General features: G+C 41.9%; 26 protein-coding genes and 1 pseudogene. 17 read left to right on the top strand and 10 right to left on the bottom strand.

From position 1 onward, the window contains the following. Nucleotides 1–387 precede the first annotated feature (387 nt). The 6 genes from EP737_RS10975 to EP737_RS11000 form a co-directional block, all read right to left on the bottom strand. Nucleotides 388–1,263 carry a S66 peptidase family protein gene (locus tag EP737_RS10975; RefSeq protein WP_425455883.1) on the bottom strand — a complete coding sequence of 292 codons (876 nt, stop codon included), beginning with the start codon at nucleotides 1,261–1,263 and terminating at the stop codon, nucleotides 388–390. 396 nt (nucleotides 1,264–1,659) lie between these two features. Beyond that, entirely contained in the window at nucleotides 1,660–2,835 is a 1,176-nt protein-coding gene (dltD, locus tag EP737_RS10980; protein WP_129728013.1) for a D-alanyl-lipoteichoic acid biosynthesis protein DltD, read from the bottom strand. Then, a complete protein-coding gene (gene dltC, locus EP737_RS10985; protein WP_129728014.1) occupies nucleotides 2,832–3,071 on the bottom strand; it encodes a D-alanine--poly(phosphoribitol) ligase subunit DltC in 240 nt (79 codons plus the stop codon). The genes dltD and dltC overlap by 4 nt, the downstream gene beginning before the upstream one ends. 63 nt (nucleotides 3,072–3,134) lie before the next feature. After that, nucleotides 3,135–4,283 carry a D-alanyl-lipoteichoic acid biosynthesis protein DltB gene (dltB, locus tag EP737_RS10990; RefSeq protein ID WP_129728015.1) on the bottom strand — a complete coding sequence of 383 codons (1,149 nt, stop codon included), beginning with the start codon at nucleotides 4,281–4,283 and terminating at the stop codon, nucleotides 3,135–3,137. Next, nucleotides 4,280–5,794, bottom strand: a complete 1,515-nt coding sequence (dltA, locus tag EP737_RS10995; RefSeq protein ID WP_129728016.1) for a D-alanine--poly(phosphoribitol) ligase subunit DltA — start codon at nucleotides 5,792–5,794, stop codon at nucleotides 4,280–4,282. The genes dltB and dltA overlap by 4 nt, the downstream gene beginning before the upstream one ends. Nucleotides 5,795–5,806: 12 nt before the next feature. Beyond that, on the bottom strand, nucleotides 5,807–5,953 hold the full coding sequence (locus EP737_RS11000; protein ID WP_129728017.1) for a teichoic acid D-Ala incorporation-associated protein DltX: 147 nt from the start codon (nucleotides 5,951–5,953) through the stop codon (nucleotides 5,807–5,809). 506 nt (nucleotides 5,954–6,459) lie between these two features. On the opposite strand from EP737_RS11000, the gene EP737_RS11005 reads away from it, so the two are divergent. After that, on the top strand, nucleotides 6,460–7,644 hold the full coding sequence (locus EP737_RS11005) for an amidohydrolase (RefSeq protein ID WP_129728018.1): 1,185 nt from the start codon (nucleotides 6,460–6,462) through the stop codon (nucleotides 7,642–7,644). 203 nt (nucleotides 7,645–7,847) lie between these two features. Here EP737_RS11005 and EP737_RS11010 read toward each other — a convergent pair whose 3' ends face one another. After that, complete coding sequence (locus EP737_RS11010) at nucleotides 7,848–8,243, bottom strand: DUF350 domain-containing protein (RefSeq protein ID WP_129728019.1); 396 nt, start codon at nucleotides 8,241–8,243, stop codon at nucleotides 7,848–7,850. 240 nt (nucleotides 8,244–8,483) lie between these two features. Between EP737_RS11010 and EP737_RS11015 the strand changes: the two genes are divergently transcribed. The 9 genes from EP737_RS11015 (at nucleotide 8,484) to EP737_RS11060 (ending at nucleotide 15,770) form a co-directional block, all read left to right on the top strand. Beyond that, a complete protein-coding gene (locus EP737_RS11015) occupies nucleotides 8,484–9,503 on the top strand; it encodes a LacI family DNA-binding transcriptional regulator (protein WP_129728020.1) in 1,020 nt (339 codons plus the stop codon). A gap of 149 nt (nucleotides 9,504–9,652) precedes the next feature. Continuing rightward, nucleotides 9,653–10,381, top strand: coding sequence for a ThuA domain-containing protein (locus EP737_RS11020; protein WP_129728021.1), 729 nt, complete (start codon nucleotides 9,653–9,655; stop codon nucleotides 10,379–10,381). A gap of 27 nt (nucleotides 10,382–10,408) precedes the next feature. Beyond that, nucleotides 10,409–11,434, top strand: coding sequence for a Gfo/Idh/MocA family protein (locus EP737_RS11025; protein WP_129728022.1), 1,026 nt, complete (start codon nucleotides 10,409–10,411; stop codon nucleotides 11,432–11,434). 21 nt (nucleotides 11,435–11,455) lie between these two features. Continuing rightward, nucleotides 11,456–12,490: a Gfo/Idh/MocA family protein gene (locus EP737_RS11030; RefSeq protein ID WP_129728023.1), complete on the top strand. Its 1,035-nt coding sequence runs from the start codon at nucleotides 11,456–11,458 to the stop codon at nucleotides 12,488–12,490. Further along, entirely contained in the window at nucleotides 12,487–13,455 is a 969-nt protein-coding gene (locus tag EP737_RS11035) for a sugar phosphate isomerase/epimerase family protein (protein ID WP_129728024.1), read from the top strand. Before EP737_RS11030 ends, EP737_RS11035 begins: the two co-directional genes overlap by 4 nt. 431 nt (nucleotides 13,456–13,886) lie before the next feature. Continuing rightward, nucleotides 13,887–14,216, top strand: a complete 330-nt coding sequence (locus EP737_RS11045) for a PadR family transcriptional regulator (RefSeq protein ID WP_129728025.1) — start codon at nucleotides 13,887–13,889, stop codon at nucleotides 14,214–14,216. Continuing rightward, nucleotides 14,209–14,523: a DUF1048 domain-containing protein gene (locus EP737_RS11050; RefSeq protein WP_129728026.1), complete on the top strand. Its 315-nt coding sequence runs from the start codon at nucleotides 14,209–14,211 to the stop codon at nucleotides 14,521–14,523. The genes EP737_RS11045 and EP737_RS11050 overlap by 8 nt, the downstream gene beginning before the upstream one ends. A 13-nt stretch (nucleotides 14,524–14,536) precedes the next feature. After that, the gene (locus EP737_RS11055) at nucleotides 14,537–14,749 is read left to right on the top strand and encodes an ATP-binding cassette domain-containing protein (RefSeq protein ID WP_129728027.1); all 213 of its coding nucleotides are present in this window, start codon (nucleotides 14,537–14,539) and stop codon (nucleotides 14,747–14,749) included. Between the two features lie 406 nt (nucleotides 14,750–15,155). Further along, nucleotides 15,156–15,770, top strand: a complete 615-nt coding sequence (locus EP737_RS11060; RefSeq protein WP_129728028.1) for a PH domain-containing protein — start codon at nucleotides 15,156–15,158, stop codon at nucleotides 15,768–15,770. Between the two features lie 158 nt (nucleotides 15,771–15,928). Here EP737_RS11060 and EP737_RS11065 read toward each other — a convergent pair whose 3' ends face one another. Then, the gene (locus EP737_RS11065) at nucleotides 15,929–16,246 is read right to left on the bottom strand and encodes a winged helix-turn-helix transcriptional regulator (protein ID WP_129728029.1); all 318 of its coding nucleotides are present in this window, start codon (nucleotides 16,244–16,246) and stop codon (nucleotides 15,929–15,931) included. 193 nt (nucleotides 16,247–16,439) lie between these two features. Here EP737_RS11065 and EP737_RS11070 point away from each other — a divergent pair, with 193 nt between their 5' ends. The 3 genes from EP737_RS11070 (at nucleotide 16,440) to EP737_RS11080 (ending at nucleotide 20,172) form a co-directional block, all read left to right on the top strand. Further along, a complete protein-coding gene (locus EP737_RS11070) occupies nucleotides 16,440–17,603 on the top strand; it encodes an iron-containing alcohol dehydrogenase (protein ID WP_129728030.1) in 1,164 nt (387 codons plus the stop codon). A 55-nt stretch (nucleotides 17,604–17,658) separates the two neighbouring features. Further along, nucleotides 17,659–18,651 (top strand): L-glyceraldehyde 3-phosphate reductase, encoded by a 993-nt coding sequence (gene mgrA, locus EP737_RS11075; RefSeq protein ID WP_129728031.1) that lies wholly within the window; start codon nucleotides 17,659–17,661, stop codon nucleotides 18,649–18,651. 240 nt (nucleotides 18,652–18,891) lie between these two features. Further along, nucleotides 18,892–20,172: an MFS transporter gene (locus EP737_RS11080; RefSeq protein WP_129728032.1), complete on the top strand. Its 1,281-nt coding sequence runs from the start codon at nucleotides 18,892–18,894 to the stop codon at nucleotides 20,170–20,172. A gap of 122 nt (nucleotides 20,173–20,294) precedes the next feature. On the opposite strand, the gene EP737_RS11085 is transcribed toward EP737_RS11080, so the two are convergent. Then, nucleotides 20,295–20,414 carry a DUF4023 domain-containing protein gene (locus tag EP737_RS11085; protein WP_129728033.1) on the bottom strand — a complete coding sequence of 40 codons (120 nt, stop codon included), beginning with the start codon at nucleotides 20,412–20,414 and terminating at the stop codon, nucleotides 20,295–20,297. Nucleotides 20,415–20,598: 184 nt separating this feature from the next. Between EP737_RS11085 and EP737_RS11090 the strand changes: the two genes are divergently transcribed. Genes EP737_RS11090 through EP737_RS11100 form a run of 3 tightly spaced genes read left to right on the top strand, consistent with a single transcriptional unit; the run spans nucleotide 20,599 to nucleotide 22,419 of the window. Beyond that, nucleotides 20,599–20,991: a hypothetical protein gene (locus EP737_RS11090; RefSeq protein WP_129728034.1), complete on the top strand. Its 393-nt coding sequence runs from the start codon at nucleotides 20,599–20,601 to the stop codon at nucleotides 20,989–20,991. Nucleotides 20,992–20,993: 2 nt separating this feature from the next. Next, entirely contained in the window at nucleotides 20,994–21,875 is an 882-nt protein-coding gene (locus EP737_RS11095; RefSeq protein ID WP_129728035.1) for an FAD:protein FMN transferase, read from the top strand. Nucleotide 21,876: 1 nt separating this feature from the next. Continuing rightward, nucleotides 21,877–22,419, top strand: coding sequence for a ferric reductase-like transmembrane domain-containing protein (locus tag EP737_RS11100; protein WP_129728036.1), 543 nt, complete (start codon nucleotides 21,877–21,879; stop codon nucleotides 22,417–22,419). 55 nt (nucleotides 22,420–22,474) lie between these two features. Here the strand turns inward: EP737_RS11100 and EP737_RS11105 are convergent, their stop codons facing one another. Then, complete coding sequence (locus tag EP737_RS11105; protein ID WP_129728037.1) at nucleotides 22,475–23,020, bottom strand: HD domain-containing protein; 546 nt, start codon at nucleotides 23,018–23,020, stop codon at nucleotides 22,475–22,477. 103 nt (nucleotides 23,021–23,123) lie between these two features. On the opposite strand from EP737_RS11105, the pseudogene EP737_RS11110 reads away from it, so the two are divergent. Beyond that, nucleotides 23,124–23,271: pseudogene (locus EP737_RS11110) on the top strand (IS3 family transposase); the annotation flags it as partial. Nucleotides 23,272–23,335: the final 64 nt, after the last annotated feature.

Raw genomic sequence — 23,335 nt, forward strand, 5'->3', positions numbered from 1 at the left:
TGAAGTAAAAGGGCTTACATCTGAGATTCTTTTTAAGAAACATACATGCAAAAGCGTCGGGTTCATCCGACGCTTTTATTTTAATAATGAAGGAAATTTTCTTTTTTTACGCTGTGAGGATAAGTTTCCAGATAAAAGCGAATGTAACGTAGCAGAAAATTTAGGAATACAGTATAAGGGCAACTACGCCTCTGTCTTCGCCCAAGAGCAGAGCTCGCCAATCGGCGAGTTTTCTTTACACTGTAAGAAAGTATAAATTTCTAGCTAGAAGATAATTCGACGTAGCGAGAAATTTTAGGAATACAGTATAAGGGCAACTACGCCTCTGTCTTCGCCCAAGAGCAGGGCTTGCCAATCGGCGAGTTTTCTTTATCGATTGGAACATATTTATTGTACACCGGACTCAAATGAAATCGTTTTCCCTATACCATCCATTGTGACCTGTACCCCAAGCGGAATTCCCTCGTTTGGTTTGCAATGTCCAATTGGAAAGCCGCTTAAAATCGGAATATTGTACGGTACAATATGATCATGGATAATCTCAGCAATCGTAAGTGAGCTAGCACGTGCGCTTGGATTGCAATTATGGAAATCTGCTGCGATCACACCAGCACACCGTTCAAACTTCCCTGCGAGCCGAAGTTGATTAAACATCCGGTCAAGACGATAGGGTTCTTCTCCGACATCCTCCAATAAAAGAATTTTTCCGGTTGTATCAATTTCGTAGGGTGTACCCATTGTACTTGTCAAAACAGTTACATTTCCCCCAATTATAGGTGCCGTAAACGAGTAAGAAAATGATGGGTACGTATTTGTTTCTGCTGCTTGAAACTGTATGGTAGTGGGTGAAAAAAGCTGATGCAGGGAGGGAAATACGCTTTCCTCTTCATCTCGGCCACCTTCCTCCATCATCGGTCCATGAAACGTTACAAGCTGCGCATATTGGATAAAAGCTGTATGAAGCGCTGTAATATCGCTATACCCCCAAAAGATTTTCGGATTTTGCCGGATAATAGAGAAGTCTAAACCTGGAAGAAACCGGGCACTCCCGTAGCCGCCACGAGCCGCAAACACAGCTTTTACCCTCGGGTCACAAAATGCCTCATGTACATCCTGAAGTCTCATAGAATCGGTACCTGCTAAATAACCACGTTTTTTTTGCACGCTTTTTCCAACGCGAACAGAAAGGCCAAGTTTCTCTAATTTCATTACCATACGGTTTATAAAGCCTCTATCGGCTGGGCTAGCTGGGGCAATAATCATTACAGTATCACCGTACTGTAAAGCTGACGGTTTTCTCAAGAAATCCCCTCCTGAAATCTGTCATTTTGTAAAAGGGGAAAATTCCCTTCTCTTCAGTCTATTCAATTATTAAATAATTTTTCACGAGAAAAATATTGAAGAAGAGCTGGATCATATAGCTTCATTTGCTCCTATGGCAAGAAGACGGAGTGCGTAGAAAGATACTATAACCGCTTAATCTTATAGGGATAAAGAAAACTCGCCGACTGGCGAGCCCTGCTCTTGAGCGAAGACAGAGGCGTAGCCCTACTTATACTGTATTCCTAAAATTTCCGACTACGCCGAATTCACTTCTAGCTGGAAATTTATACTTTCCTACAGTGTAAAAAACCGTCTGGCTTATGCCAGACGGTTTTCTTACTGCTTACGATGAAATTCTGCTAATGCTTCGTCTACATACACCCAACCCTTCCAGCCGATGTGAAGGGTATCTTTTAGAAAGAATGGATTATATTCTTGGCTTGATAAATCAGCGACAGGAAAGCCGGATTTTTCAATTTCGGTACGCACCTTTTCATAATATGCTTGACGACGTTCCTTTGGGAACCCAGCAAAGTCATACCAAGGACCATTAACTGGAATGGAAATAAACAATGCTTTTGTCTTTTCTTGCTTAAGCAAGTCCAAAATCAATTGTAAATCGTCGTATTCCGGGGACTCGGTATAAGATTCATTTGCTTTATAGCCTTTAAGCTTACTAATCTTATCTGCAATATGCTTACGATAATACCGGTCATTAATCCAATATGGATTCGTTTTTGAGTCTGCTTCTCCAGTTCGCTCCGCACGTTTATTTAGAGCATTAAGAGGCAATGACCGCAAACGATGATCTATTTTAGGATTACGTGAATTTACTGCGAATAGAGACATGACAATATCCTTGCGTTCTAGAATATTCCGATACACATAACCGAACGGTTTTACTGCCGCTGCTTTATATTTATGCTTTATATCGTGGTATACAATGCCTTCTAGCATCGTTGTTAACAGCTTATCATTTCTGACAATATCAAACATGAGAAGCCGTTTGGCTGCTTTTTTCTTTAGCCTAGCCGAAAGCTCATCATTAAACACAAGCTCATATGCCTGCAGGGAAGAGTAGTTAGGTGCAAAATGCACCTCATTCAGCCCTTCTTTCGTAAACCACTGCGGTGATAAAATAAATACAAGCTCACGATTTTTTAAGTCATCCCCCAGCGCAGCAAAGCTTAAGAAATGCACAAAGCTTTGTGTACCGCCACGGCCAATTAAAAATGGCGTAAAGCCCTCTGGATTCACTTTAAAATAATTATACGGATGATACACATCTAAGCGAGACAGCTCAGATGAACCGTACATCGGTAAATATTTATCATCCTCTAGCATTTGCTTTTGCAAAGCCAGTCCTTGAAATACATTTGTACTCAAGGAGGCAGCTGCATCTTCCACCTTTTTATCGCTGATCAACGGGTACAGCCATTGTACGGGTATGAAGAGCATTGTGCAAAAAAGGGCGAATGCCAGGAAGATTGGACCAAAGGTTGGTTGTTTCATCGCATCTCCGCCAATTTATTAATAATCATATTCGGTGTTGCCCACTCATCGCGGTCAAAATCAGAAATAGAAACTTCCATTCCCAGGCGTTCTTGGATTTCAACTAGTAAGGACACTGTACCGAATGAGTCTAGAACTCCTTCTTCAAAAAGCTGTATATCCGGATTTTCTTTTACGATGTCATTTTGACATACTTCTTCCAAAATATCTAATACTTGCTCTCTTAAATCAGCCATGTTTAGTTCTCCTCTTCTATGATTTCATACATAATATTACCCCATCTCTGGCAAAAAGCAAGGCTAGATAATACGGCCAGAGAAGATTAAAAAACCAAAGCAAACAAGGTGGAACGTAATGATAACAGCCAGAACATGTGTAAGTGTATTGTTAGGCCAAAATTTATGCTGTTTGTTTTTCCTTTCAAATATATCAAACAATATGAAAAGCAGTGCATGGTACAAACCGTAAATAATGTAATTGATATGCAGGCCATGCCAAACTCCCATAATGAAGAAGTTTAAGAAAAAACCAATGTTGGAAATCGCATAACGGTTTTTTAAAATCTTCTTTTTTGTCATCAAAAATACAAAACGCATGTAAACATAATCGCGGAACCAAAAGGATAGACTCATATGCCAACGATTCCAAAAGTCCTTAATATTCCGGCTTAGAAACGGCTTGTTAAAGTTCTCAGGCGTTTTAACCCCCATCATATAGCTTACACCGATCGCAAATGAACTGTAGCCTGCGAAGTCAAAAAATAAATATAGACTGTACGCGTACATATAAAGCAGGATAGAAGCGAACGTATCCTGCTTCACAAAGGTCCATTGCAAAATGTACGTATGAATGAGAAAGCCAATAATGAACTTATATAAAAAACCTTGAAAAATACGATTGATTCCTATAAAAAGCATGTTTTTGTATTGCTCAGCCGTCGGCGGCTGTTCTATATCCTTTTGGAATCTCCGGTATCGGTCAATGGGCCCGGACGTAATCGTTGGAAAAAATAACAGAAATCTCAAAAAGTTAAACACTGTAATTTCTTTAATCTGTCCATCTCGAATTTCCATTGTCATTTGCACTGCTTTAAATGTTAAATACGAAATACCGAGAAACCCTACTGTACTCATCGGCTGTACAAATGGAATTACCTTCACAAGAATGAGCGGCAAAATGGACAAGAATACTGCCGCATAAAATGTACTAGCCTTGTTATCACGCTTTCTGAGAGCTAGATAACCTTTTACAAGAACTGCTTGCCAAATTGTAAATAAGATTAAGGTGCCTGCCTGCACCGGTTTGTTCCCGAACACAATTGCCAAAATTACGATAGTTGCGAACGCATTATACGTATGCAGCGCTTTGCCTTTTAGCCCCGCGATAATCGTCGGCGTAAGCAAAACTGCCACGATAATGAAAAAGTAAAACGTTGCGTAAGGCGTCATTCTGTAACCTCACTCAGTAATTTTTTTCGATCAGCCTTTCCGTTAGCTGTCATCGGAATTGAATCCTGATACATAAACTTTCTTGGGATCATATAGTTTGGCAATATAGTACTCAGCTCTTTCCGAATAGCTGATGTTAAGTGAAACTCTTTTTCAAACGAATGCTCAGCTGGAATAATGACCGCGAGCAGATAGTCATATTTTTCATCCTTTTTGATTGGCAAAATAACAGCGTTTTGCACATATTGGCTGGAACGTAGATGATGCTCAATTTCCTCAAGCTCCATCCGGTAGCCGTGCAGCTTGATTTGGAAATCCAAACGGCCATTATAAAACAGCAGACCGTCCTGTAAGTAACCCGCATCTCCTGTTTTGTAGGCACGTTCGCCATCAACTGTCGTAAATGCTTTTGCCGTTAACTCTGGACTTCCTAAATAGCCTGTGCTTACGCTTGGACCGACGATTACGATTTCGCCTTTCTCACCGTCTGCAGCAAGTGTACCATCTTCCTTCTGAATAAGAACGCGGCAATCTGACTTACAATAGCCGACTGGAAGGGATTTATATTGCTCTAGCACATTCTGATCAATCTGAATACCCGTAATTGCAACGGTTGCCTCAGTTGGCCCATATGTGTTCATAATGGCTGCTTTTGGGAAGCGCTCAAGCAAGTGACGCGCCGCATTATTTGATAACACTTCACCGCAGAATAAGAATGTTCGTACATTCGGAAGCATGCTCTCTGAGAAGGACGGTTCCATTAAACACATTTCTGCAAATGACGGTGTTGAAGTCCATACGTCAATATTAGATTTTGCTAAAGAGGCGAATAAATCTTTTGGTTTTGCAATCATATCTTTATCAACGGCCCACAAAGTTCCACCTGTGACAAGTGAGGGATATAAGTCCATCACGGATAAGTCGAAGGAGAATGGCGCTTGATTTAGAAATACTTGTCCTGTTTGCAGGTTAAAATCCTCTAGCATCCAAGACACGAAGCTTTCGAGACAGCTTGACGTGATTTGTACGCCTTTTGGATTTCCCGTACTTCCAGATGTGTAAATAATGTAAAAATTGTCTGATTCTTTTACTGCGTTTGCTGGAGCAGGTGCTTCGTCTTTATATGTCTCAAATACATCGTCTAACCAGTTTTTTCCCACGACGCGAACCGGCAAATACTCCAATGCATCCGTTGTTGGAGAAAGAAGCAGCTTAGCGCCAGAATTTTCTGCGATGCGAAGCACGCGTTCTGCTGGAATGGATGCGTCGACTGGTATATAGGCATGTCCTGCTTTTACGCACGCCAAGAAACATGCAACCATTTCCGGCTGCATATGACCATAGACCATAATGGGTGAAGCATCTTGTTCATATTCTCTTATAATCCACGCCGCAAGTGCATCTGAATATTGTTTTAGTTGTCCGAAAGTGAGCCTCTCATCTCTCCAAACAAATGCTAGGCGATCTGGTGTTTCGATACTCCACTTCTCAATTTGTTCTAATAAATTCATTTTTTTCCCACCCTAAAATTCATTGTAAATGAACGTACTCGTATTCGTATCTGTAAATCCATACAGCCATAAAAGGGCAATGAGGATCGCGAGGTAGTATATTGTTTTAAGAACCCATTGCGTCATTGGCCGGGACCACAATTCCTTTATAATATTCATGGTTGTCTCCCTTTACTTATTATCGGTCTCTATACACTTGTTAATTTTAAAATAAAAATTCCACCCAAATGGGTGAAAAAGGTTGTAAACGCAACACTCTTTGTTTGTATAGTAGCATTAAAACAAGGAAAAGGAAATCCATTCTTTTCATAAACAAGTTATGCATGCCAAGAGTAAGTATACAATTGAATGAAACAATCTATCTATCCCTAAACATATGCATCATGCAGGAAAAGAAAGGGTGAGATTAGAAATGGAATAGAGGAACAGGTATATTTTTATAAATCCAGCATAAAAAAGCGTAACAGCCTTTTTTTGCTGATGATTAAAGAAAACTCGCAGATTGGCGAGCCCTGTCCCCTGAGCGGAGACAGAGGCATAGTTGCCCTTATACTGTCTTCGACTACGTCGAATTCGCGCCTAGCTGGAGATTTATACTTTCTTAAAGTGCAAGCTTATGTTCAGTAATTATACATTCTTAGCAAGTCAAGGAAAGGAGTAAAGATATGATACAGCCGTGGATACCCGAAATTTCGAAGGAGAGGCTCGTTACGTGGCGTCGTTATTTACACCAACATCCAGAGCTGTCATTTCAGGAGGAACGTACAGCACAGTTTATATATGATACACTTTGTTCATTTCAAACACTAACGGTTACAAGACCAACTGGTAACAGTGTAATGGCCAGAGCCATTGGACCAAAGCCTGGTGTTACAATCGGCATTCGGGCCGATATGGATGCGCTGCCCATTCAGGAGGAAACCGGTGCGGATTACGCATCATGTGTCCCGGGAGTGATGCACGCATGCGGACACGACGGACATACAGCCATTTTGCTGGAAGCGGCATATATCGTATCACAGCATGTCACGGAACTGTGCGGAGAAATCCGTTTCTTCTTTCAACATGCGGAGGAGCAATATCCAGGCGGAGCAGAAGAGATGGTGCAGGCAGGTGTGATGGATGGAGTGGACTACGTAATTGGATTGCATCTCATGTCCGGACTGGAAACGGGGAACATCGGCATCGCCTACGGTCCGATGGCGGCAGCTCCAGACGTTTTTACCATCGAAATCCAAGGGAAGGGCGGACATGCTGCACGTCCCGAAGAAACGATTGATCCCCTTGCGATTGGCGCACAAATTACTACAAACTTGCAGCACGTTGTATCACGAGGTACCGGGGCCTTTGAGCAACGCGTACTGTCTGTGACGCAATTTCATGCAGGAACAGCCGATAATATTATTCCAGATACAGCTTCCTTGATGGGAACAGTGCGCTGCTTCCGTGAGGAGCTGCGCCGAGAAGCAGAGCGGAAAATTGAACAAATTGTAAAAGGTCTTACGGCAGCGCATGGAGCTACTTATTCCTACAGTTATCGATACGGCTACCGACCAGTTGTAAATGAAGAATATGTAACAAAAGTTACCGAGCAAAGCGCGATCGAGCTGTTCGGAAAAGAAGCGGTTGTTACAGTTTCTCCTTCTATGGGCGGAGAAGACTTTTCTGCCTTTTTACAAAAGGCGCCAGGGTGCTTTTTTAAGGTAGGTTCAGGAAATAAACAGAAGGGAACAGCGTATCCGCATCATCATCCGAAATTTGATATAGATGAAGACGCCCTAAGCATAGGGGTGAAGATGTTTCTTCAGACAGCTATGCAGCTGCAAAAAGGAGGAAGTCCGACTGCTTAAAGTCGGGCTTTTTTTGCACTTTAAGAAAGGATAAATTTCCAGCTAGAAATGATTCGACGTAATCGAAAATTTTAGGAATACAGTGTAAGGACAACGATGTCTCTGTCTTACAAGTTTTCTTTAACGTATACCAATCTGTATGTTGTAGAGAGGGGGAGTTTCAATATTACCTCCCCAAGTTTGGCCATATTAGACCAGAAAGATTAATAGGTTAAGCATTGCGCCAGCAACCAACCGACGGATAAAGATAAAAGCAGCAGCATAAGACCGACAGCACGGTTATCTTCTTCCACCGCCTGATGAATGCTAAAACGAATGGTGACAAGCTCCGCTAAGTAAAAACATACAATTTGTGCGACAATGCCAATGCTTCCCCAAAGAAGCATATCTGTAATAGAGACAGAGTTGGCAATGGCTGACCCGAGTACAAAAGAAAGTCCAAGCAACTTTCCACCAATAGACATTGCAGCTGCTTGATTCCCTTTTCCAATTAAATGAAACTCTTTTGTTTTTGTAGTAACCTCAAACAAAAGCAGACCTACAAATAACAAAACCACTCCCACTGCTGCATACATAAGAAAATTGACAAACAAGCTCATAGAAACACCTTCTTTCTTTATATAACACTATGCATATTATATAGGAAATCATTGCAACTTTTTCGTAGAAATATAGAAAGCTAAAAATTTAGATCTATAAGGCCACTGTGCATTGTTATGTGTAGTGAATGTTGAGTTCATAAATTAGCTAAAAAAGATTTTGTAAATAGACTTGTATGGATTATGGGAATCGTATATAATCAAAACATGAAATAAGTTAACCGTTTAACCGGAGGGGTTATGACTCAAAAAACTACAATTCGCGACGTTGCGAAATATGCCGGTGTATCGGTCGCGACAGTTTCTTATGTAATCAATGGTGTCAATAAGGTTTCTGATGAAACAAAGCAACGAGTGCTGCAGGCTATTCAAGATTTGCAATACCAGCCAAACTTTACGGCTGTAAGCTTATCTACGAATAAATCAAATATGTTTGGTATTCTGATTCCGCTCGTGGAAGATACGCTTGCTCCGGTCTTTGCAGGCAACCAATACTATAGCGAATTAATTAGCGGTATTGAGTATGTGTCACGTAAGAGTGGCTATGATTTCCTCATTTCTGGTGCAAGCAACCCGAACGAGTGCCGGAATTGGGTGACCAAGCGGAACCTTGACGGACTCCTTTTTTTAGGCTCATTTCCGGAGAAACTATACGAGGAAATGAAAACGCTTCATACAAAAATCGTACTTGTAGATGCGTATGAAGAGTATTCAAGATTGTACCATAATATCCGAATGGATGATGAGCTAGGAGGATATCTCGCAGCACATCACCTTGCTGAAAGAGGGCATAGCCGCATTGCTTTTGTTGCGCCAGGCATAAATAATCCAATTGATCGACGTCGTTTTCTTGGATTTGAGAACGCGCTCAAAGAACATCATATTTCTGTAAATCCGGAATGGATTTTTCTAAGTGGTGATGGAGCGTTTCAGAGTGGCTATAACGTTGGAATGCGTTTGATGCAATCCGAAGCGACTGCTGCGTTTGCTACTTCAGACATTTTGGCTCTCGGGATGATCAAAGCGATTCATGAACACAATAAAGAAGTACCTCATGACTATTCTATTGTCGGATTTGATGACCTGATTATTAGCCAATACTCATCTCCAAGCTTAACAACAGTTAGGCAGGATGTATTTAACAAAGGGGCAATTGCCGCGCAGACTCTAATCGATACGGTTGAATCGAAGCAACCTCAGGCACAAACAGTAACACTGCCTGTTGAACTGGCTGTGAGAGACTCCACTCATTTTCTATAACAGCATCTTCTCTGCATATAAGCAGAGAAGAGCAGTTATAGAAAATAAGTCTGTGACCCGTCAGTAAAAGGAAAAAGCAGCCAAATTTTTATTTGCTCGGTTAACCGGTTAACTTAATTCTTACTTTAAAAGAAAGCTAGGTGTTCACATTGGTACAAGTTACAGTATGGAATGAAAATCGTCATGAAAAGAAGAATCCTGTTGTACGGGATATTTATCCAAACGGCATTCATGGAGCAATCGCAGGATTTCTAGAAGAAGCAGGATTTCAAGCACGCACAGCCGTACTAGATGAACCTGAGCATGGACTAACAGACGAGGTGCTTCAAAATACAGATGTTTTAATTTGGTGGGGACATCTTGCCCATGGAGAGGTTTCCGATGAGGTTGTACAAAAGGTGCAGCAGCGTGTTCTAGATGGAATGGGACTTATCGTTCTTCACTCTGGACATTTTTCTAAAATTTTCAAAGTGCTTATGGGGACAAGCTGTGACTTAAAATGGCGTGAGGCTGATGACAGAGAACGTCTTTGGGTTATTGATCCGAGCCATCCGATTACAAACGGCATTGGAGAGTACATTCAGCTTGAAAAAGAAGAAATGTATGGCGAACACTTCGACATTCCAGCTCCAGATGAGCTTATTTTCATGAGCTGGTTTGAGGGTGGAGAGGTATTCCGCAGCGGCTGCACATACAAGCGTGGAAACGGAAAAATATTCTATTTCAGACCAGGACATGAAACATATCCAACATATCACAATAAAGAAATTCAACGCGTCATCATGAATGCGGTAGAATGGGCGAAGCCAGTTCAGCGCAATCGTCCCGTATACGGCAATGCAAAACCGCTAGAAACAATTACCGAAAAAACAAATTAATTTATTATATTTAAGGGGGAGCCACACATGACACAATTAAAAATTGGCGTAATCGGATGCGGAAGTATTGCACAGCACCGTCATTTACTGGAGTATGCGGCGAATGCACATGTTGAAATTGTAGCTGTATGCGATATCAATGAGGAACGCGCAAAGAAAACCGCAGAAAAGTATGGTGCAACAGCTTATACAAGCTATGAGGAGTTAGTAAAAAGCGGTACAGTAGATGCAGTCAGCGTTTGTACACCAAACTATTTACATGCGCCAATTTCCATCGCAGCGCTTGAAGCAGGACTGCATGTATTATGCGAAAAACCAATGGCAATTTCTCAAAAAGAAGCTGAAGATATGATTGCAGCAGCGAATGCAAGCGACAAAAAACTGATGATTGCTCATAACCAACGCTTTGTTGCTTCACACCAAAAAGCAAGGCAGCTTATTGAAAGCGGAGAAATCGGTAAAATCTATAGCTTCCGTACAGCATTCGGCCATCCGGGGCCTGAAGGATGGAGCGCGGATGGGAAAGAAAGCTGGTTCTTCCAAAAAGAAAAAGCATTTATCGGTGCGATGGGCGACCTAGGCGTTCATAAAACAGACTTGCTTCGTTATGTATTAGGAGAGGAAATTACTGAGGTTGGCGCGTTTATTGAAACGAGTGCAAAGAGTTTTGCGGATGTGGATGATACAGCTGTTTGTGTGTTGAAAACAGAAAGCGGAATTATCGGAACGCTTGCAGCGAGCTGGTCTTACGTTGGCAAGGAGGATAATTCCACAATTATTTACGGGGAAAAGGCGATTCTTCGTCTAGAGGATGATCCAACGTATTCTCTCGTTGCACAATATGCAAACGGTCAGGTTGTAAAGTATGAACTTGGCAAAATTCAATCCAACGAATCCGGCGGCCAAAGCAGCTCCCATGTGGTTGACCACTTTGTGGAGTGCGTAGTAGAAGATAAGCAGCCTCTCATTACAGGAGAGGAAGGAATGAAATCATTAGCTGTTATCTTAGCTGCTCTTGAGTCGAACGAAACAAAAACAATTACGCGGGTGTGAGTAAAGAAAAGAGGTGACATGATGAAAAAGCTTCGGATCGGGGTGATTGGCGTTGGCGGTATTGCGCAAGGACGTCACATCCCAGCCCTTTTAAAGCTAGGGGATTTATGTGAAATTACGGCGGTAAGCGATGTAAATAGAGAGCGGGCGAAGGAAGTCGCAGAGCAATATACCATTCCGTATGCAACTGACAACTATCATGATCTGTTCACAAAGGTTGATGCTGTATGTATTTGTACACCGAACAAGTTCCACGCGGAAATTTCTATTGCGGCGTTAGAAGCAGGCGTTCATGTTATGTGCGAGAAACCGATGGCGATGAGCGCTGCAGAATGTGAACAGATGATTGCTGCTGCAAAGCAGGCGGATAAGGTATTAGCCATTGCATATCATTACCGTTTTATGAAAGAAGCACAGGCGGCGAAGAAGCTAATGGCGGAGGTCGGTACGCCGCTCGTGGCAAGAGTAGAAGCAATGCGCCGCCGAAAAGTACCCGGCTGGGGCGTCTTTACGAATAAAGAGCTGCAGGGCGGAGGAAGTTTGATTGACTACGGCTGCCATCTTCTTGATTTGGTGCTGTGGCTTATGGGGAATCCGAAGCAAATTACAGTAAACGGCAGCACCTACAATGCCTTAAGTACAATACCAAACCAAGTAAATCAATGGGGTTCTTTTAACCATGAAACATTTGGGGTGGACGACCATGTAACAGCATATGTGACATTTGAAAATGGTGCTTCGCTTCTGTTTGAAACATCATGGTCCGCCAATGTGAAGGATGACAAGGAACATGTTAGCATTTCAGGTATTGAAGGCGGTCTAAACGTATTTCCGCTAGAGCTGTACACGACAAAAAACGGTATGCTGTTAAACAGTGAGGCGGCATGGCTTCCAGGTGAAGATGATCCAGGTTTGCCTCAGGCTCGAAACTTTCTGAGCGCTTGTCTTGGATTAGAAGAGCTTGTTGTACAGCCGGAGGAGGCACTGCAAGTATCGCAAATTATCGATGCCATTTATGCAGGCAGCACGAAGAAAAGGGAGGAGAATGAGGGATGAAGCTAGGAGTATTCACTGTATTATTCGCAAATCAATCGTTTGAGGAAATGCTCGATACAGTACAAAAAGCAGGATTACAAGCAGTAGAAATTGGGACAGGCTGTTATCCTGGTAATCAGCATTGTGATTTAGACGCATTGCTTGCAAGCGAGGAGCTTCGCCACGAGTATCTTGCAAAGATACGTGATCGAGGCTTAACGATTAGTGCATTTAGCTGTCACGGCAACCCAATTTCTCCAGATAAAGAGTTTGCGCAGGAATCGCATGAGACACTGACGAAAACCATTCAATTGGCATCACTGCTGGAAGTACCTGTTGTAAACTGCTTTTCCGGAACAGCAGGAGACCACGAAGGAGCGAAATATCCGAACTGGCCTGTAACAGCTTGGCCGAATGAATTTAACGATGTGCTGCAATGGCAATGGGAGCAAAAGCTCATTCCATATTGGAAAACCACTGGACAATTTGCAAAAGATCATAATGTAAAAATCGGTTTAGAACTTCATGGCGGCTTTCTAGTTCATACGCCGTATACACTATTGAAGCTTCGTGAGGAAACGTGCGACGCAATCGGTGCAAACCTTGATCCGAGTCATTTATGGTGGCAAGGGATCGATCCGGTAGCTGCAATTAAAATTTTAGGTAAGGAAAATGCAATTCATCATTTCCATGCAAAGGATACATATATCGACCGCGATAACGTCAATATGTACGGCTTAACCGATATGCAGCCATATGGAAATGTACAAACGAGAGCATGGACGTTCCGTTCGGTGGGCTGCGGCCATAGCCTTGCAGAATGGTCTGATATGATGAGCGCCCTTCGGACATATGGCTACGATTATGTTGTGAGCATCGAGCATGAAGACGCTCTTATGTCAATTGAAGAAGGTTTCCAGCGCGCGGTAACCAACTTGTCAGCTGTACTTATTAAAGAACAGCCTTCCCAAATGTGGTGGGCATAAGCATGCAATAAAACAATACAGCCACTGTACAGATTCAAGGAATGCGGTCTTGAATCTGCACAGTGGTTTTTGTTACGCATCAAAGAAGAAACTTCCATCTTCGCCTAACGGATCGCCAATCAGCTGCTTTTCTTGTATGTTGCACCTTGAACAGGTGCTGCTCTGTTATATAAAAGATGCTCCCTCAAATAGGCGTGTTATGAAGAATCAACGGAATATAGTAAGTATTGTTTATTTCTCAAAGTCGGTATATTGCAACAGAAGGAGACTCATTAGATTGGTTATTTAAGGTTGAAGGGGATAATGGCTATTCTGTTTTTTACATAAATATAAAGAAGTAAATAAAAATAAAAATGGGTTTGACATAACACCTACTTAGTAATACTATATAGTGGTACTAAGTATTACTAAGTAGGTTATTAGGAGGATATATGAAGGATTTAACTGAAATGCTTAAAGGTGTTCTTGAAGGGGTGGTGCTTCAAAAGATCCATGCTGGAGAAACCTACGGTTATGAAATAACTAAGTACCTAAACGATTTAGGCTTTGATGATATTGTAGAAGGAACGGTCTATACCATTCTTGTTCGAATCGAGAAAAAAGGGCTCGTCGAGATTGAGAAGAAAAAGTCAGAGCTCGGACCTGCGAGAAAATTCTATACTCTAAATACTAAAGGTGAACAGGAATTGGAAACTTTTTGGAGTAAATGGACATTTTTAGAAGAGAAAATGAATCAGATAAAGGGGCAAAGAAATGATTAAAAAGATGATTCAAGAAAAACGGGAATATCGTGCCTATCAAAAAAGGGTGAATGAATTACCAGAAGAATACAGAAAGGCAATGAAAGCAATTGAAAATTACATGTGGAACTATGCTAAAGGATCAGGAATGTTGGAGCTTTTAAAAAATATTTTAGAGATGTTCGAAAATAGTGCAAGTGAGGGTTTAAGTGTACGAGATGTAGTCGGAGATGATATTGCCGAATTTGCTGACTCATTACTAGCAGAATTTCCAGAAGAAACATGGATGGATAAAATGAGAAAAAAATTAAGGGATTCTATTGAGTAGAGGGGAGAGCTCCATGAATTCAACAGTCCTTAACATCAAAAATGTGAAAAAGAGTTTTAAAGAGAATGAGGTTTTAAAAAATGTAAATATCACTGTGAAAACAGGTTCCATATATGCCTTATTAGGAGCGAATGGAGCGGGGAAAAGTACTTTATTAAGAATTGTAACTGGGACTGGGTTATTAAATAGTGATATTTTTGGATTGAAGGTTTATAGAAGAGTCTAAAGAGTCATTGCTGCAAAAAAGTCGTTGCATGTATTAATTATTTTGTATTGAAACAGAAAAAAAGATAGTGGAAATAATAAAAGTGATCAATGCGGCTTTAGCTCTATATTCAATAGGGCTAAGGCCGTTTCATCGTTTTTGAAACCTATCGGGATTATAGGAATGTATATATTCATTACACTTTAAGATGGATAAATTTCTAGCTGGGAGATCATTCGACGTAACGAGAAATTTTAGGAATAAAGTATAAGGGCAACTACGCCTCTGTCTGCGCCCAAAAGCAGGGCTTGCCAATCGGCGAGTTTTCTTTAGAAAATTTTAAATATTTTACAAAATCAACTATGCCTATGCTACAATGAGAGTGCAATATTTGAGGTTTACATTGAAAACAGAAAGGATGAATCTCATGTTTGGAAAACTAGCGGCTGATGCACTAGGGTTAAGTGATGTAGGCTCTGTAATTAAACCGAAAGATTACGACAAGGTGGATGCAGATGACTATATTATGCATGAAGACGATGAGAAGATTTTCTTCCTTATCAAATCAAAATCGGATGAGTACTGTTTCACAAACAAAGCCTTAATCCATCTTGATGGAACAAGCGCTGTCAGTAAAAAGCGCACACTCCGCCGTTATAATTACAGCACGAGTAAAATTTCAAATGTAACACTCGAGACAGCTGGAACCGTAGATTTAGATGTTGAAATCAAATTTAACTTAGGCGTTGAACATTACTCCATCGACGTACATAAAAAGCATTTAGAGGAGCTAAAGGACTTGTATAAAGCTCTTCTTAAAATCGCAGAAATTTCACATGAAAACGAGGTTTCATTAGCATATGCAGCAAAAAGCCTAGAAGTGGCTTCTACAACATTAAGTCGCGTTACAAGCACGGAAAGTAAGCTAGTTGACCAATTTAAAGAACTCAACACCGCCGCTTTCTCTTGGCTGACAGATACGAGAAAGCAATATACTGTTAAGGACTTTGGTTTTGTGTTTGAGCGTTATATTAATAACTAGATTTTATCCAAAGAGGCTGCCCAGACAACAGCCTCTTTTTTTCGTTTTGAGTAAACTTTTCAAAGTCTGTCTAGGTTAATGCGGCTTCTCCTGCCTCGGATAAAGAAAACTTGCTTATTTAATATATAAGAAAAACAAGTTGTGTGATGTAATTTAACTTACCCCCACTGTGCACCCCAAAGCTTCATTTCCTTGAGAATTTTATGAAAGGCCAGACCCTTTTCTGTTAGCGCATATTCCACCGTAACAGGAACGGTAGCATAGACGGTACGAGTGACAATTTGGTGCTCTTCTAAGTGACGCAGCGTATCGGTCAAAGCCTTTGGACTAATTTTTTGGATTGCTTTTTGTAATTCCCCGAAGCGCTTTGTTCCGTCAAACAATTCGCGCAACACAAGAAATGACCATTTTCCTCCTATAATAATAAGCGCCTTTTCGATTGAACATTCAATTTGAGCTTCTAATTCTTTCTCCATACATACCTCCAGCAGGAATATAAAGGATAGTAACTATAAAAATTATACTATGTAATCTGCTCTTAACTATAGCAAAAATATTTCAGTACTTGTAGTCTACTTTTATAAAGAATATACTTTTCTTGTGTAATGAGGTTATTCCCGGATAATAGAGTATGAGTAGCAAAAGGAAACTGAACGGAGGATACTGCTTATGGAGAATTTTTCTTATCAAAATCCAACCAAGCTTATTTTTGGAGAAGGACAGCTGGAAGCGCTTAAAAAGGAGGTTCCGCAATATGGGACAAAAGTACTGCTTGTATACGGCGGCGGCAGCATTAAGCGAAACGGTTTGTATGCCCAAGTGCAATCAATTTTAAGCGAGCTCGGCGCAGATGTAACAGAGCTTGGGGGTGTAGAGCCAAATCCTCGGTTAACATCGGTACAAAAGGGAATTCGTTTATCACAGGAAAATGGCGTTCAGTTTATTTTGGCAGTTGGGGGCGGCAGTGTGCTCGACTGTGCGAAAGCGATTGCAGCGGGTGTAAAATATGAAGGGGATGTTTGGGACATTATCACAAGCAAGATAACTGCGACAGAGGCCCTGCCAATCGGTTCTGTGCTAACGCTTGCAGCAACAGGCTCAGAAATGAATAACAACTCTGTTATTACAAACTGGGAGACAAATGAAAAATACGGCTGGAGCAGTCCTGCTACATATCCACAATTTTCTATACTAGATCCGGTATATACATATACAGTTCCTCGTGACCAAACGGTATACGGCATGGTAGATATTATGTCGCATGTGTTTGAACAATATTTTCATCATGTACCAAACACACTATTGCAGGATCGCTATTGTGAATCCTTGCTAAAAACAGTGATTGAAACAGCACCAAAGCTTATTAACGATTTAGAAAATTACGACCACCGGGCAACAATTTTATATGCTGGTACAATGGCTTTAAATAAAACACTCGGAATGGGTACGCGCGGTGAATGGTCGACCCATGAAATTGAGCATGCGGTTTCAGCCGTATACGATATCCCGCATGGCGGCGGTCTTGCTATCCTGTTTCCAAACTGGATGAAGCATGTTATGAATGAAAACATTGAGCGCTTTAAGCAATTTGCGGTACGTGTATTTGATATTGCAGCAGAAGGAAAAACAGACCGTGACATTGCATTAGAAGGAATTGAGGCACTCCGCCAATTTTGGAATTCCATCGGTGCCCCAGCCCGCCTGGCAGACTACGGGATTGGCGAGGACAAGCTTGAGGTCATGGCTGACAAAGCAATGACGCGCGGCAGCCTCGGAAACTTTAAAAAGCTAAGCAAGGAAGATGTAGTCGAAATCTACCGCGCGTCTCTATAAGAAAGACAGATATAGTGCTTCCCCTAAACCTTTTACATAATGGAGGGCAATAATTATGGTATATCAAGCTGAACAAACTCGCTATGAAACGATGAAATATAACCGAAGCGGACGCTCGGGACTCTTGCTGCCAGCTATTTCACTGGGGCTTTGGCATAACTTTGGCGGTGTAGATTCCTTTGAAAACGGACGGGCGATGCTAAGACGAGCGTTTGATTTAGGAATTACGCATTTTGACCTAGCAAACAACTACGGTCCGCCGCCTGGATCTGCGGAGGAAATGTTTGGATCGCTGCTAAAAACAGACTTCGCACCGTACCGCGATGAATTGATTATTTCAACGAAAGCAGGCTATCGGATGTGGCCGGGTCCCTATGGAGAATGGGGTTCAAAAAAATATCTCATATCTAGCTTAGACCAAAGCCTAAAGCGCATGGGATTAGATTATGTCGATATTTTTTATTCACATCGCCCTGATCCAAATACACCGCTCGAAGAAACGATGGGTGCTCTCGATTTAATTGTCCGTCAAGGAAAGGCGCTGTATGTAGGAATCTCAAGCTACAGCGCAGAGCAAACAGATGAAGCGATTCGCATTTTAAATAAGCTTGGCACACCGTTAGTCATTCATCAACCATCTTACTCGATGATGAACCGCTGGATTGAAGATGGCTTACAAGATGTGCTGCAGGAAAATGGTGTTGGATCAATCGCATTTTGTCCATTGGCACAAGGTTTACTGACGAATAAATATTTGTCAGGCGTACCAACTGATTCAAGAGCTGCAAAAGCAACTGGGTTTCTGCAGGAGGATCAAGTGACGGAGCAAGCGGTAAATCAAGTCCGAAAATTGAACGAGATTGCCGCAGAACGCGGACAAAGCTTGGCACAAATGGCTCTTGCTTGGGTGTTGCGTGAAGACCGTGTAACATCTGCATTAATTGGCGCAAGTAGGGTAAGCCAAATTGAAGAAAATGTTGCTGCGTTAAACAATCTTGATTTTACACAGGAAGAACTAGCTAGAATTGAAGATATTCTGCAAAGCTAATCTTTAGAGCTGTAGTAGAAAAAAGTCCCTTGGTTTGATGTGAAACCAAGGGATTTTTTTCATACTTTAACTTTTTTTACAGATTCTTTCTAATAGGAGTATGGCGACTTCTTATTGTAAGCGAAAACATAGACTATACCTGTTTTTTCCGCTTGTAGGCCTTGCATATATGTGGAAAGATGGGAATAGAGGTTATAAGATAGAAAGAGTAATTTAATACAGATTAGGAGACGATTACAGTTGGAAACAGAAACAGAACAAAAAGGCGGATATAAATGGATTGTTTTTACAACAGTTCTATTCGCATACTTCCTCATTGTCAGTCAAAGAACAGCGCCGGGGTTAATTACCGATCAATTGATGGACGAATTTCATATTTCCGCTTCTACTCTTGGTGTACTAGCGGGTATTCAATTTGTTTCGTATGCCGGTCTGCAGGTTCCATTTGGAGTGTTGGCAGATCGATTTGGTCCCGCTTATTTTCTTATTATCGGTACTTTGCTAGATGGGCTTGGCACCGTTTTGTATAGCAGTGCCTCACATGAAGCAATTCTAATGACTGCGCGGCTTCTTGTAGGCGTTGGTGATGCGATGATTTGGATTAACATCGTGTTGATTTTAAGTCAATGGTTTAGCAAAAAGGAATTTGCAGCTCTGCTAGGGTGGGCTGGAATGTGCGGAAGTCTCGGTTCCATTATGGCAACACTGCCGTTTTCATATTGGATTGCGGCAGCTGGATGGAGAGCGCCGTTTTTGACGTTAGGGTTGGCTCTTTGTGCGTGGACTGCACTCTTATATTTCGTTCTCGTTAAAAGGCCGAAGCAACTCAAACTGGCTCCTCCATACGCCAGCCAACAAAGCAAACAGCAAAAAAGCGTGCTATCCATCATCCGTCGCGTGTTTCAGAGCCGACAGGCATGGGCAGCTTTTTTCTGCCATTTTGGTCTTGTTGGTACATATGTTGGTTTTATCGGCTCATGGGCCGTTCCGTATGGCATGACTGTGTATCACATGACGCGGGCAGAAGCGAGTCAGCTTATCATGCTAGGATTATTGGGTGCGCTCATCGGCGGACCGATTACAGGTTGGATTTCGACTCGTCTTCATATGAGAAGACTTCCGTATATTATCGTTCATCTACTCACCTTTTTAAGCTGGACCTCTTTTTTAGTTATGGGAGGAAAGCCTCCGTTGCCTGTGCTCATGGTTCTTTATGTACTTATTGGATACGCAAATGGTGCGAGTATGCTAACATTTGCAGTTGTACGCCATTCCTTTTTGGAAGAAGAGGTTGGTGTTGTGTCCGGATTTGCGAATATGGGCGGCTTTTTAAGCGCGGTTTTGCTGCCGATCCTATTCGGTGCGGTATTAGATTATTTTGAAGCGACAGCATCGGTGCATATTGGATATTGGTACGGATTTAGCATTCCTGCTTTCTTTTCGTTCATTGGGTTGCTAGGCGGGTTCGCCATTTCCGAGAAACAATATAAGTCTAAAACAAAGCTGCAGCCTTCAGCATAAAAGACTGCGTGCTTGCGGCCAAGTCATGCACTTCGTTACGGAAACTAAAATATGGCCTGCAAAAGCATCGGTCGCAACAAGACCGATGCTTTTTTGGTGTTTATAAGAAATAGACAGCTCTTTTAATGCTGCTTATTAGGAAGCTTTTGGCTTGGATTACCTTTGCCTTGACGCTTCCTGTTTTGTTCATCCTTCGCTTGCTTCTCTTGTATGCTCTCAAGTGAGTTATTTGTGTTATTCATGCTGCTACCCCTTCCTTACTTAATATAAAACCTCGTTCGTACTTTAACCATTTCCCTGCAAAAACATGCATCTACCGACGGGAAGGCTTTTTATTAAAAGCTTTAAAATTCTTTTGTTTTTCACCGTATTTTAACTAATCTCTTATAAGATGAAGACAAGCTTTTGAAAAGGAGGATCTAGAACATGAATAAAAAAGCAATTACTTGGGGCATTCGCCTTGGAAGTATATCACTGGCAGTCGGCTTAGCTGCCTATATGTCAGCACAGGAAGACGGACAGCAAGGAGTTTCAGTAAATGGTACACAGCAAAACGATGCATCCTCATCGTCGCAGCAAAATGACACATTGGCACCGCAAAATGGACAGACCGAAAGCAATCAACAATTTGGAAGAAGACAAGAACAGCGAGGCTCTAACAGCTTCAACGAACAATCTGATGATCAATACAGCGGAAATACACAATCCGAAACAGAGGAGCAGTCGGGAACAACCAGTCAATACGGGGACAATGGCCAAAGCGAGGGCAGTATGCAGGAAAACTCACGTAGCTTTGACACAATGACAGGAGGGTCGTAAAAGTGAAAACATATAACTTTTCCGCAATGAATACAAACATTCAGCTTGGTATAGAGCGAAGCAAGCGCTCAGACGAAGAGCTGCTTCAGCAAGTCCAGCATATCTTTGAAATGGTTGAGAATGCCTGCAGCAGATTTTTGCCAGATAGTGAGCTATCACGCCTAAATGAACAAGTTGGACAGGAGGTCGCATTATCTCCTCTCCTCTTTTCCATTTTGCAGCAAGCAGCCAAATGTTACAGAGAAACAAACGGATTGTTTCAGCCTGGTGTATTAGCTGCACTAGAACAGGAAGGATACCGCCAATCGATTGAGCAAATTCGCGGGCAAGAGATAACAACTTTCGTATCCGCACCTATTGCTGTTGCAACAAAGCTTCCTTATGCACTAGATGATAAGAACATAACGATTGTGGCGGAGGAAAAGCTCGATTTAGGAGGCATCGCAAAAGGATGGGCTGTTGACTACACAGCAGCACTTCTTCAAGCAAACGCTGACGGTTTTATCAATGCGGGAGGGGACCTATGCATATTCGGCCAGCTCGCAAACAAATTGACTGTCGGTATTGAGCATCCGTATATACCTGGGGAAAGCATGTCCTCATTGTCTCTGTCGTCTGGTGCGCTCGCAACATCCTCCACTGCAAAGCGGAGATGGAAAAGCAATGGAGAGTGGAAGCATCATCTCATTGATCCAAGAACAGGCACATCAGTAAATAGTAGAATTGTCACTGTTACTGTCACAGCTCCAACTGCGGTACAAGCAGATGTGTGGGCAAAAACAGTGCTATTGCTTGGAGAAGAACAAGGTGGCGCATGGATTGAACAAAAGGGTGAGCGTGCCGTTTGGATGAACGAATTCGGTGAAGTCTGGAGGGTTGGCTAATATGCAGGAATATATATGGTATTTCATCCGGACCACCGGTCTCGTCGCCTATTTATTGATGTATGGGTCGGTAATGGTTGGGCTGTTTTCACAAATTCAGAAGCGAAAAAAGAAAAAAATGATAAACACGCTTCATGCCCATGAAGTATTGTCCAATTGGACGTGTATCCTCACCATCGCTCATCTTGCTCTTTTATTCTTCGATACGTATGTGTCCTTTGATTGGAAGGACCTGCTCATTCCATTTGTAACTGATTATAAACCATTGCCAATGGCGATCGGAATTTTCTCACTGTACTTGCTAATTCTGACATGGATTACAACAAAGCTTCGCAAGCAAATTGGTATGAAGCTTTGGCGAGTGCTTCATATGTTCACACCAATTTTATATATCCTCGTTACAATTCACGGTGTGTGGCTCGGCACAGATTTTCAAAAGGTCATACTTCTACTGATGAATATCATCCCGTTTGCCTCCTTTGTTTGGATGTTCCTTGTCCGTCATGATGAAGTGGAGAAGACACAACAAAGCCCGGTTTCTTGAAAATAGAACCGGGCTTTCCTATTGAAACTCGCTCTCAGAGACAAACATCATCTCATTACGCTTGCTCATATTTTTTCACATGCTCACGATGATTCAATGTATGATCTACAAGCTCATCTAGCCGTTGAATCGCTTTTAACGCTTTATCATAAGAAATGGTGCGATAATGATGCTGACCACCCGGCTCTTCATCCATTTCATCTGCTTGCTTAATGATGCTTTGTAAAGAATTTAGCTCAATCGGTCTGCTTGGTAGGAACGAATCGGTATGAAATAAAATAGCAAGCGCAATCTCCTTTGCAATCCGCGGATCTTCCCCGAGTCGAATTAGCAGCTTATGTGCCCTCTCTGCACCTTTCACCGCATGTATATCATTTGTTTTATATAGCTCATAATCCCATTTTCCATCACGATACCACGTATAATGCCCAATATCATGAAGAAACCCAGCTTTCACCGCCAAATCAACAGAAAGGCCGTGCTCATTTGCTAGGCGGAACGCATGATATGCAACTGCAATCGCATGCACCATCCCTGAACGGTTAATATACTTCTGCGCAATCGGATGCTGAAAAATTTGTTCTAGTGTAACATGACGCATAGACCTTCACTCCTTCTTTCTAAATATAAAAGCGGACGGGAAGAAAAGGTAGGTATTCAGAACATCATACTACAAACTGGTTGTGTAGTAAAGCACAAGGTGGGAGCTTGTCTATCATAGAGAGTTCGAAAGTATGGAGCATCTTAAACAGGAACTGGCTCAGTATATTTACTATTACAATCATAAACGGATTAAGGCAAAAGGGCATGAACCCGGTTCAATACCGGGCTCATGCCCAAGAGGCTGCCTGACACGCCCGTGTCTATCTTTTTGGGCCAGTTCAAGCCGCGGTTCTTTTCTATTTCTCTCTAATCC

Source organism: Ectobacillus funiculus, from assembly GCF_004138295.1.
Taxonomy (GTDB): domain Bacteria; phylum Bacillota; class Bacilli; order Bacillales; family Bacillaceae_G; genus Ectobacillus; species Ectobacillus funiculus.

What these genes read in the sequence shown, in the direction of transcription:
- EP737_RS11015 (WP_129728020.1), top strand. Translation starts at nt 8,484, where the DNA reads ATGACTCAAAAAACTACAATTCGCGACGTTGCGAAATATGCCGGTGTA.
- dltB (WP_129728015.1), bottom strand. Translation starts at nt 4,283, where the DNA reads ATGACGCCTTACGCAACGTTTTACTTTTTCATTATCGTGGCAGTTTTG.
- EP737_RS11010 (WP_129728019.1), bottom strand. Translation starts at nt 8,243, where the DNA reads ATGAGCTTGTTTGTCAATTTTCTTATGTATGCAGCAGTGGGAGTGGTT.
- EP737_RS11050 (WP_129728026.1), top strand. Translation starts at nt 14,209, where the DNA reads ATGATTAAAAAGATGATTCAAGAAAAACGGGAATATCGTGCCTATCAA.
- EP737_RS11105 (WP_129728037.1), bottom strand. Translation starts at nt 23,020, where the DNA reads ATGCGTCATGTTACACTAGAACAAATTTTTCAGCATCCGATTGCGCAG.
- EP737_RS10975 (WP_425455883.1), bottom strand. Translation starts at nt 1,263, where the DNA reads ATGATTATTGCCCCAGCTAGCCCAGCCGATAGAGGCTTTATAAACCGT.
- EP737_RS11035 (WP_129728024.1), top strand. Translation starts at nt 12,487, where the DNA reads ATGAAGCTAGGAGTATTCACTGTATTATTCGCAAATCAATCGTTTGAG.
- EP737_RS11085 (WP_129728033.1), bottom strand. Translation starts at nt 20,414, where the DNA reads ATGAATAACACAAATAACTCACTTGAGAGCATACAAGAGAAGCAAGCG.
- EP737_RS11060 (WP_129728028.1), top strand. Translation starts at nt 15,156, where the DNA reads ATGTTTGGAAAACTAGCGGCTGATGCACTAGGGTTAAGTGATGTAGGC.
- EP737_RS11055 (WP_129728027.1), top strand. Translation starts at nt 14,537, where the DNA reads ATGAATTCAACAGTCCTTAACATCAAAAATGTGAAAAAGAGTTTTAAA.
- EP737_RS11065 (WP_129728029.1), bottom strand. Translation starts at nt 16,246, where the DNA reads ATGGAGAAAGAATTAGAAGCTCAAATTGAATGTTCAATCGAAAAGGCG.
- EP737_RS11100 (WP_129728036.1), top strand. Translation starts at nt 21,877, where the DNA reads ATGCAGGAATATATATGGTATTTCATCCGGACCACCGGTCTCGTCGCC.
- EP737_RS11025 (WP_129728022.1), top strand. Translation starts at nt 10,409, where the DNA reads ATGACACAATTAAAAATTGGCGTAATCGGATGCGGAAGTATTGCACAG.
- EP737_RS11000 (WP_129728017.1), bottom strand. Translation starts at nt 5,953, where the DNA reads ATGAATATTATAAAGGAATTGTGGTCCCGGCCAATGACGCAATGGGTT.
- EP737_RS11045 (WP_129728025.1), top strand. Translation starts at nt 13,887, where the DNA reads ATGAAGGATTTAACTGAAATGCTTAAAGGTGTTCTTGAAGGGGTGGTG.
- mgrA (WP_129728031.1), top strand. Translation starts at nt 17,659, where the DNA reads ATGGTATATCAAGCTGAACAAACTCGCTATGAAACGATGAAATATAAC.
- dltD (WP_129728013.1), bottom strand. Translation starts at nt 2,835, where the DNA reads ATGAAACAACCAACCTTTGGTCCAATCTTCCTGGCATTCGCCCTTTTT.
- dltC (WP_129728014.1), bottom strand. Translation starts at nt 3,071, where the DNA reads ATGGCTGATTTAAGAGAGCAAGTATTAGATATTTTGGAAGAAGTATGT.
- EP737_RS11070 (WP_129728030.1), top strand. Translation starts at nt 16,440, where the DNA reads ATGGAGAATTTTTCTTATCAAAATCCAACCAAGCTTATTTTTGGAGAA.
- EP737_RS11090 (WP_129728034.1), top strand. Translation starts at nt 20,599, where the DNA reads ATGAATAAAAAAGCAATTACTTGGGGCATTCGCCTTGGAAGTATATCA.
- EP737_RS11005 (WP_129728018.1), top strand. Translation starts at nt 6,460, where the DNA reads ATGATACAGCCGTGGATACCCGAAATTTCGAAGGAGAGGCTCGTTACG.
- dltA (WP_129728016.1), bottom strand. Translation starts at nt 5,794, where the DNA reads ATGAATTTATTAGAACAAATTGAGAAGTGGAGTATCGAAACACCAGAT.
- EP737_RS11030 (WP_129728023.1), top strand. Translation starts at nt 11,456, where the DNA reads ATGAAAAAGCTTCGGATCGGGGTGATTGGCGTTGGCGGTATTGCGCAA.